Raw genomic sequence first — 10,087 nt, 5'->3', positions numbered from 1 at the left:
TTTTGCTTTTGCTTTTGCTTTTGCTTTTGCTTTTGCTTTTGCTTTTGCTTTTGCTTTTGCTAGCCAATTATACTCTAAACTCTATTGTTTCCGCATCTTCTGTTTGATCTTGCCCATCCATATATGCAATAAGTCTTTCTAATTCAGCTTCAGAGGAGAAAGCAATTTCAATTTTTCCTTGTACTTTTTTGCCTGCACGGAATTTAATATTCACAGGGGACCCTAAGCTTAGTTTTAAACGGTCCATTAGGGCACGAACCTCTGCCGTATTTTGAGGTTTACCAGTCTTTGCTTTAGACGATTTATTTTGCATAGACTTAACAAGGGCCTCTGCTTGTCTAGCACTTAGCTCACCCTCTTTAATACGTTCAGCTGCTTCTATTTGTTGAGCTGCACTTCTTAACGCTAATAATGGACGAGCTTGACCAACCGTTAAATCACCTTCGATAAGATCCTTTTGTACAGAATCACATAATTTTAAAAGACGAACCATATTAGCAATATATGAACGGCTACGGCCAAGACGAGCAGAAATCATTTCTTGCGTTTGCTTATAAGTATCCATCAATCCTTGATAAGCCAATGCTTCTTCAATGGGATCTAATCCTTCACGTTGTAGGTTCTCTACAAGAGCAACCTCTGTCATTTCTTCGGTATTATATTTTTTAACAATAACTGGTACTGTTTTCAATCCAGCAATCATAGCAGCACGATAACGGCGCTCACCAGCTACAATTTGATATTTATTCTTTTGTTTACGAACTACAATCGGTTGGAAAATACCAAGATTCTTGATTGATTCAGCCAATGTAGCTAGACTATCTTCATCAAAACTTTTACGTGGTTGATCTACATTTGGAACTAACTCAGAAATCGGCAGTTCATGTATCTCCTTATCAGGCAATACAGACTCTACAGAGTCAACCTTCATCAAATTCTCAAGGCCCTTCCCCAATCCGGACGCTTTGCTTTTCTTGCTTTTAATTTCTCTTGGCATACAACTAACCTCTCTCGGCCTTACAAATATTTACAAATTTAAAATATGTAAATCACGCAAACCACAAAAAACTAATATACTTAGCATTAGATACCTACATATTACCAGACACTTATTACCTTTAGGTACTTACTTCGCTTTTGTGTTTATTGAGCTTTAGTACTTATTCATCTCTTAGTGCTTATTTAGTTTTAGATGCTTTAATTACTTCTTTAGCTAATTTCGTATATACATCAGCACCTTTGGATTTTGGATCATATACAATGATTGGCTCCCCATAACTAGGCGCCTCACTTAAGCGTACATTACGAGGAATAATTGTTTTATATACTTTATTGCCAAAGAATTTTTTTACTTCATCGGCTACTTGAATAGATAAATTTGTGCGGCCATCAAACATAGTTAATAGTACGCCTTCAATTTCAAGATCCTTATTTGATGTTTGTTGTACAATTGTTATTGTTTTAACTAATTGACTAACCCCTTCCAATGCGTAAAATTCACTTTGAATTGGAATCAATACACTATCAGCAGCAGTCAAGGCATTTAATGTTAATAACCCGAGAGATGGTGGACAGTCAATGACGATAAAATCATATGTATCTCGTACTGGCGCTAATGCTTTTTTCAACATTGTTTCACGTGAAACAACGGAAACTAGTTCTACTTCAGCACCAGCTAGTTGAATTGTTGCAGGCGCCACAAATAGATTTTCAAGCATTGTAGGTTGTACAATATCAGCAATTGGTTCTCCATCAATTAGAACATCATGCACACAGAGCTCTAAATCATCCTTTTCAATACCTAACCCAGAACTAGCATTACCTTGTGGATCCAAATCAACCAGTAACACTTTCTTACCTGCATCAGCTAAACAAGCACTCAAATTTACTGATGTTGTAGTTTTACCAACACCGCCTTTTTGATTAGTAATAGCTATAACTTTGCCCACTTAATTCACCTCACATCTTCGTTCAAAATATTTCTTTTCCATTATAACATAAAACAATGCTAATTACGGTATTTATAAATCAAATTCTCATTAATTTATCTATCTACTACATTATTTTACTTATCTACTACATTTTTTCCTGCTTACATTTATACTATGCCCATAAATTTATAGATAAATAACTTCATTAATATGGTTATAACATTTATTTTATTGTTTCACGTGAAATATAGCAATTTATTCCTTTACTATATAAGTACAACACAAAATAAAAAAAATTACATCAAATGTTCTATAAATTTTACAATTAAATGTTTCACGTGAAACATTTAAAGATTAAAATCTAACGCAAAAATTAAGCTATAAAATTAATAAAAAATTTTACAGTAAAAAATTATTGCTTTAATATAAATCTATACCAATAGACAAATATATACAAAATTATTTTATATCATTTTTTTATTTATAGAACAACACCATCAGCGAAAAGTATAAAGTAATCAACTTTTGATCGGTAACATTATATATAACAATAATATACGAAATGTAATGAACTAATATTAATATACTTATATATTCATAACAAACTATTAGATTATGTTTAACAAATTGTTTCACGTGAAACATTAAGGTTAACATTAAACACATAAAGTCTTCATCATCAATAACTTTTACGCTCAAAAAACCATTTTGATATAACTTTAAACTATACCTATATACTACTAAATTATATGAGAATACAGGCCCTATATACTTTGACAGGTATTATTCATATCTATATACTATTAGTTAGATAGTAATTAGATTGATAATCTTAAGAGTCTAGAAAAATCACTTTATAAGATTTATTATACAATTAATAACAGTAAGCACACGCTCTACGGACACGCAGAGCTTTTTATTTTGAAGAGGAGGCGTTTCTATGCCCATCTATAACGGAATGCTTCCTGCCATCGACAAAGCAGAAGTAAAACGATACGCAGGACTTCGTCATGCTGAGGATTTCCCACAAAACTATGTTGACGAAGCATGTAAGGAAATCCAATTATTGGCTACACCTAGGGGTGTATATCAAGAATATGATTACGATGCAGAAACAAAAACAATTTTAAGCAATCCACCGCTTAAAATTGAAGGGTCTATCATTGAAAAACATCTAGAAAAATCTACTAAAGTATACGTATTAGGTGTAACAGTTGGAGAAGATGTAGAAATTCGTAGTGAGCAGTTATTTAAACAAGGTAACTATACGGTAGGCTTATTACTTGATGCAGCAGCCACAACTGCTGTAGAACAGGTAGCTGATCAGGTAAACGAAGTAATCAATACAATTGCTAAAAAACAAGGCTATAAGCCAACTTGGCGTTTTAGCCCTGGTTATGGCAACTGGCCACTAGAAATTCAACCACAATTAGCTAAAATCATCAAAACAGAGATGATTGGCTTACAAGTAACAGAGAACTATTTATTATTCCCACGTAAGTCTGTAACGGCTATCATCGGTTTAATGCCAGCAAACGAAGATATTAAAACTAAACGAGGCTGTACATCTTGTTCACAACAAAATTGTGCATCTCGAAAATTACCAGAGAAGGCAACAGTCACCACCCAAGATGGGGGAGAAGAGGAAGGTAGTAAAACTACTGCCGACATTTCTGGTATTGCCATGAAGGGGCAACCAATACAATAGTGTTTCACGTGAAACATTGTAATTTAGGATGTTAAAGGAAGATGTTTATGTATATATTTGACGGTGCTATGGGCACAATGCTTCAAGCGGCAGGCTTAGAAGAAGGCTATTGTCCAGAGCTATTTAATATTGAAAGACCAGAAGTAGTAAAGGATATTCATGCTCAATACTTACAACATGGCAGTGATGTAATCACAACAAATACGTTCGGCGCTTGTGGGCTTAAACTAGAAGATTATGACTTACAAGATCGTGTAAGAGAAATAAATATTGCTGCTGTAAAAGTAGCCAAAGAAGCGATTGCAGAAGTTAAACCATCTGCTCGTGTAGCGGGCTCTATGGGTCCTACAGGTCGTTTCTTACAACCATTAGGCAATATGAGTTTTGATGATATTTACGACACATACCGCGAGCAAGCCGAGGCTTTAATCGAAGGTGGTGTTGATTTCATCATCATTGAAACTATTATTGACGTACAGGAAATGCGTGCCGCTTTATTAGCCTCTTTAGATGCTCGTGAAGCTGCGGGAAAAACAAAAGAAGATATTCAAATCATCTGTCAATTTTCTTTCAGTGAAGACGGTCGTACTATTACTGGTACACCGCCAGCAGTAGCAACTACCATCGTAGAAGCTATAGGTGCAGATATCATCGGTATCAACTGTTCTCTTGGACCTGAACAAATTACACCTCTTATCGAGGAGATTGCAAGCGTTACAAATTTACCTATAAGCTGCCAACCAAATGCCGGTATGCCACAATTAATCAACAAGCAAACTGTATTTCCACTTACAGCAGAAGAAATGGGCCCATTAATGCTTGATATCGTTGATGCAGGTGCTAGTTATATTGGTGGCTGCTGTGGTACAACACCAGCCCATATTCAATCTATTTCCGATGCTGTGAAAGCTCATACGCCAAAAGAACGTACCCACATTACACCTAAAACAATTATTACAAGTCGTACTAAACTTTTAGAGTTGGGCCATCATACAAAACCACTTATCATTGGTGAACGTATTAACCCAACGGGCCGTAAAGTACTTGCTCAAGAATTACGCGATGGTTCTTTCATCCGTGTTAAACGGGATGCATTAGATCAAGTAGAAGCAGGCGCAGATATCCTCGATGTAAACATGGGCGTAGCTGGCATGGATCAAACTCCTTTAATGGAACGCGCTATTTTCGAATTATCGATGCTCGTAGAAACACCTTTATCCATTGATACATTAGACCCAGCAGCTATGGAAGTAGCTCTTAAAAACTATCCAGGTCGTGCCCTCATCAACTCTGTAAATGGGGAGGAGGAGTCTATTACTCACGTAATGCCATTGGCTAAACGGTATGGTGCAGCATTGCTTTGCTTGCCAATCTGTAGTGGTGACTTACCTGAAAAAGCAGAGGACCGCGTTGCTTTAGCTGAAAGCATCATAAATCGCGCTTATGGTTATGGTCTTCAACCACATGACTTATTACTCGATCCATTAGTATTAACACTTGCCAGCGGGGAAGATAGTGCACGCCAAACATTGCGTACGCTACAATTATATAAAGAAAAATTTGGCTTCCCAACAGTAATGGGCTTGTCCAATATCTCCTTCGGCATGCCTCAACGTCCATATTTGAACGGCCAATTCTTAACTATGGCCCTTGCATGTGGCTTAACAACACCGATTATGAATCCACTCAATTATCCAGCCAAAAAAGCATTTGTATCTAGTACTACCTTACTAGGCTGGGACCCAGGTTCTGCTGAATTTATTAAAGAATACGGCTATGAAGACGAAACTACCGCTCCTGGTAACTCTGCTCCTAAAGGGCCAGATAAAAAGTCCTTCGATAGTAATGATCCTTTAGCCAATATTCGCGCATGTGTAGAACAAGGCGAAAAAGAAGCTATCATTGATCTTGTAAAAAAAGCCTTAGCAGATGGTATCGATCCATTAGATCTTACGAAAAAAGGCTTATCTGAAGCGATGAACGTAGTGGGGGATAAGTTTGGTTCTGGTAAATTATTCTTACCACAAGTAATGCTTGCTGCTGAAACAATGCAGGCTGCTTTCAACACCATTAAAGAAATTATTCCTGCTAGTGAAAGCTTAGATAAAGGCACCGTTGTCGTGGCTACAGTTAAAGGCGACATTCACGATTTAGGTAAAAATATCGTAGCAGCATTGCTCGAAAACAATGGTTACAAAATCGTCGACCTGGGTAAGGACGTTGACCCAGAAGTTATCGTACAAGCTATTAAAGATAACAAAGCTGCCCTCGTTGGCATCTGTTCCTTGATGACGACAACCATGCCACAAATCGACAATACTATCGCTGCTATCCGTGCAGCAGGCCTTAAAACTAAGGTCATGGTTGGTGGCGCCGTAGTATCTCAAGACTACGCAGACCAAGCAGGCGCGGATATCTACGCTAAGGACGGCATCGCTGCTGTTAACCATGCTAACGATTTCTTTGAAACACTAGAAAAATAATGTATAGTAACGAGGTACATGATGACATTACGAGAAAAACATCAACAAGGGCAGTTCACCATTACTGTTGAATTGGATCCTCCTAAAAGCAGTTCTGCAGAAAAGACCTTCGAACAAGCAGCCCGTTTGAAAGGGAAGGTGGATGCTATCAACATCGCTGATAGCCCTATGTCCAAAATGCGCATGAGCCCAATTTCTCTTTCTTATTTATTACAACATAACAAAGAAATTGAAACTATTTTCCACCTTACATGCCGCGACCGTAATATTATCGGATTGCAATCTGAATTACTCGGTGCAGCAGCTTTGGGCGTGCATAATATTTTAACACTCACTGGTGATAAACCAGATAATGGGGACCATCCATTTGCACAATCCGTATTTGAAGTCGACTGTATGGGACTACTCAACATCGCTAAGACATTAAATGCAGGCAAAGACCTTGCAGGTAATGACCTAGACGCACCTACGAACTTCTACATCGGTGCAACTGGTAATCCTGGTGCTCCAGATTTAGAGATTGAACGCCAAAAATTAGCTGCTAAAATTCAAAATGGCGCTCACTTTGTACAAACACAACCAATTTACGATTTAGAACAGGCAAAACGCTACATTGACAAGATGTCTGAATTCGATGTACCTATCATGCTTGGTTTGATTCCACTTAAAAGCTTTAAAATGGCTACATACCTCCATGAAAAAGTGCCTGGAATCAATCTTACTCAAGAAATCTTGGACCGCATGGAAAAAGGTGGTAAAGAGGCGGGTACAGAAATTGCAATCGAAACACTTGAACAAATCAAGAAAATGGCAGCAGGCGTACATATTATGCCTTTAAATGATATCGATACAACATTATATATTATTGACCACGTATAAAGTCATTCTAAGATTAACATATAACACCTTTCCCACGACCTCCATAGTGAACTAAGTCGTTCTTAGGGAAAGGTGTTATATGTATCTTTATCTCCGCCTCATATAGTGAACAAAATATATAATTTTGTTGTAAACGATATCATTTAATAGATATAGGGTAGGGGAGGGAATGCGAACTAATTCGTTACTAAGAAAAAAAAGAGGATGCAGATCTAAGATTTGCATCCTCTTTTTCTTTATGTAGCAATATAGCATAGAGTTTATTTATATTAGTTTCTACGCCTAAATCATTAACTGCTATACTAACGGTTTGTCTTTGATTTCTTTTGGTTTTCGTGGATATTGTTTTGGTGTTTTTCCAATTTTCTTTATATACACGATTGCTCGTTTATCCTCTAAGGTTGGCAAAGTAACGGTCCTTACTTCTTCGATAGTAGCTTTTAGTGTGCTAAGGGCTTTATTAGATTCTTTCACTTCTTCTTCGTAGATAGCTCCTTTTAAAGCAACTATGTATCCACCTTCTTTTACGTATGGCACAGTCCATTCTAAAAGAATCGGCAAGCGTGCCACGGCACGGCTCGTAGCAATATCAAAGCTTTCACGGTAATCTTGATGACTCAAATCCTCCGCACGTCCGTGTAAGGTAGTACAGTTCGTCAGTTTTAGTTCATCTATAACCGATTCCAAAAAGGTAAGCCGCTTTTTCAAAGAATCAAACAGGGTAACCTTGAGGCTACGGTCATAGATAGCCAATGGAATACCAGGGAAACCTGCACCGGTACCAACATCGATAATCGTCATGCCAGATTTGATAATTTCAGAATCATAACAGGAGAGGGAGTCAATCATGTGCTTAACCACGACCTCTTTCATATCCGTAATACCCGTTAAATTGAGATATTTATTTGTTTCAATCATATGCGCATAATACATGTAAAAGTCTTTTGCTTGCTCTTCCGTACAAGGCAAGCCAAAATGACTCATTTGCTCCATCATGTACGAAACAAATTCAGACTGAGGTGCTATAGGCACATCGTATTTTTCTTTCATAAGTACTCCTAATGAATTGTCTAATATGTATAGGACAATAAGATCTGTAGGAAATATCTTTTAAAATCTGTAAGAAATATCTTCTAAAAAGTTCATATAAAATGCATGTTATTACATGCTATTTTTATTTACTTCTGTTGTATTGTTCGAGTTGGATCAACAGAACAGATACGTCCGCAGGTGATACGCCAGAGATACGGCTTGCTTGGCCGATGGAGTGAGGACGAATTTTGTTGAGCTTTTGTTGAGCTTCAAGGGAAATGCCCTTGATTTGTGTATATTCCCATTCTTTTGGAAGAATTTTTTCTTCTAGTTTACGAACCTTATCGACTTGCTCCATTTGCTTCTTAATGTACCCTTCGTAAGTAATAGAAATGTCGACAGCTTCCTCTACATCAGGTGTATAGCGTTTCAAACCAAATGCATCGGCTACGATGGCGTAAGAGAGTTCATTACGTTTTACTAAATCATAAGCATGAATACCTGTTTTAATAGGTGCTGTACCTAGACTTTCAAGCAAAGCTTGTGTTTCCTTGGATGGATTGACAGGTGTATTTCGTAACATGTCCATTGCTTCTTCGATAGCAGCTTTCTTGGCTGTAAATTTGGCCCAACGATCGTCTTTTACAAGACCGATTTCACGGCCTTTTTCTGTAAGACGCAGGTCTGCATTATCTTGACGAAGCAATAGACGGTATTCACTGCGGCTTGTCATCATGCGGTACGGTTCATTTGTACCTTTTGTTACAAGATCATCGATAAGAACACCGATGTACGCTTCGGAGCGAGCAAGGATGAACGGTTCCTTTCCTTGAATCCACAATGCTGCGTTGATACCAGCCATAAGGCCTTGAGCAGCCGCTTCTTCATAGCCAGATGTACCGTTGGCTTGACCTGCAGAGTAGAGACCTTCAATATGTTTCACTTGAAGTGCTGGTGTCAATTGCATTGGATTCAAGCAATCGTATTCGATAGCATAGGCAGGACGCATAATTTCAACATTCTCAAGACCTGGGATGGTACGCAAGAAAGCATATTGTACATCCATTGGAAGAGACGTACTCATACCTTGTACATACATTTCATTTGTACCCGTGCCTTCTGGTTCTACGAATAATTGATGGCGTTCTTTATCGGCAAAGCGCACTACTTTATCTTCGATGGAAGGACAGTAACGAGGGCCTACGCCTTCGATTTTGCCACTATACATAGGAGCCCGGTGAATATTGCTATGAATGATTTCGTGCGTTTCTTTATTAGTATAGGTCAACCAACATACATCTTCATTACGATTAATCCATTCATCCATGAAGGAAAATGCGTGATGATGTGCATCGCCTTCTTGAACTACCATATTTTCGAGGTTTAAAGTACGTTTATCTACACGTGCTGGTGTACCCGTTTTAAAGCGCATCAATTCAATACCATTATCGAGTAAGGATTGAGAGAAATGTTCTGCTACGCGTTGACCATTTGGACCGCCCACATAATCGATATCACCGATGAGGATTTTACCTTTCAAATAGGTACCTGTACAAAGAATAATAGCCTTAGCGCCATAGAATTCACCAAGCTCTGTAACGATACCTGTTACCTTGTCATCCTCAACCTTAAGTTCTGTCACCATGATTTGCTTAACATTGAGATTATCTGTATTCTCCAATGTTCGTTTCATCAAATGTTGGTATTTAATCTTGTCAGATTGGCAGCGCAAAGAATGAACGGCAGGTCCTTTGCCCATATTGAGCATACGCATTTGGATAGCTGTAGCATCCGCATTGATACCCATTTGACCGCCTAATGCGTCAACTTCGTAAACAAGATGGCTTTTACCAGGGCCACCCACGGCAGGGTTGCACGGCATAAGCGCAATATTATCTAAACTGATGGTCGCCATCAACGTGCGATGACCCATGCGGGCAGCGGCGAGGGCCGCCTCACAACCAGCATGACCACCACCGATGACGATGACATCATAATTATCTACTGTGTACATATCAATTAAATTCCTTATATTTGTTACTTATCTTATTGTA

The 10,087-nt window shown here is 38.1% G+C and carries 7 protein-coding genes; 3 read left to right on the top strand and 4 right to left on the bottom strand.

Going from position 1 to position 10,087, the window contains the following annotated elements:
• Positions 1-67: 67 nt before the first annotated feature.
• Positions 68-997, bottom strand: coding sequence for a ParB/RepB/Spo0J family partition protein (locus NE668_RS08345; RefSeq protein WP_227037193.1), 930 nt, complete (start codon positions 995-997; stop codon positions 68-70).
• A gap of 181 nt (positions 998-1,178) precedes the next feature.
• Positions 1,179-1,949: a ParA family protein gene (locus NE668_RS08340; protein WP_227037192.1), complete on the bottom strand. Its 771-nt coding sequence runs from the start codon at positions 1,947-1,949 to the stop codon at positions 1,179-1,181.
• A gap of 922 nt (positions 1,950-2,871) precedes the next feature.
• Between NE668_RS08340 and NE668_RS08335 the strand changes: the two genes are divergently transcribed.
• From NE668_RS08335 to NE668_RS08325, 3 genes are read left to right on the top strand one after another with little or no spacing between them, the layout of a single operon-like run.
• Positions 2,872-3,639, top strand: a complete 768-nt coding sequence (locus NE668_RS08335; RefSeq protein WP_227037191.1) for a methionine synthase — start codon at positions 2,872-2,874, stop codon at positions 3,637-3,639.
• Positions 3,640-3,686: 47 nt separating this feature from the next.
• A complete protein-coding gene (locus NE668_RS08330) occupies positions 3,687-6,122 on the top strand; it encodes a homocysteine S-methyltransferase family protein (protein WP_042986573.1) in 2,436 nt (811 codons plus the stop codon).
• 21 nt (positions 6,123-6,143) lie between these two features.
• Entirely contained in the window at positions 6,144-7,001 is an 858-nt protein-coding gene (locus NE668_RS08325) for a methylenetetrahydrofolate reductase (protein ID WP_004698072.1), read from the top strand.
• Positions 7,002-7,298: 297 nt separating this feature from the next.
• Here NE668_RS08325 and rsmG read toward each other — a convergent pair whose 3' ends face one another.
• Both rsmG and mnmG read right to left on the bottom strand, forming a co-directional pair.
• Positions 7,299-8,051 carry a 16S rRNA (guanine(527)-N(7))-methyltransferase RsmG gene (gene rsmG, locus NE668_RS08320; protein WP_021148800.1) on the bottom strand — a complete coding sequence of 251 codons (753 nt, stop codon included), beginning with the start codon at positions 8,049-8,051 and terminating at the stop codon, positions 7,299-7,301.
• A gap of 124 nt (positions 8,052-8,175) precedes the next feature.
• A complete protein-coding gene (gene mnmG, locus NE668_RS08315; RefSeq protein WP_227037190.1) occupies positions 8,176-10,047 on the bottom strand; it encodes a tRNA uridine-5-carboxymethylaminomethyl(34) synthesis enzyme MnmG in 1,872 nt (623 codons plus the stop codon).
• Positions 10,048-10,087 lie beyond the last annotated feature (40 nt).

Origin of the sequence: Veillonella parvula, assembly GCF_024461875.1 — a bacterium.
Classification (GTDB): Bacteria; Bacillota; Negativicutes; order Veillonellales; family Veillonellaceae; genus Veillonella; species Veillonella parvula_I.
This window is presented reverse-complemented; position numbering and strand designations above follow the sequence as displayed.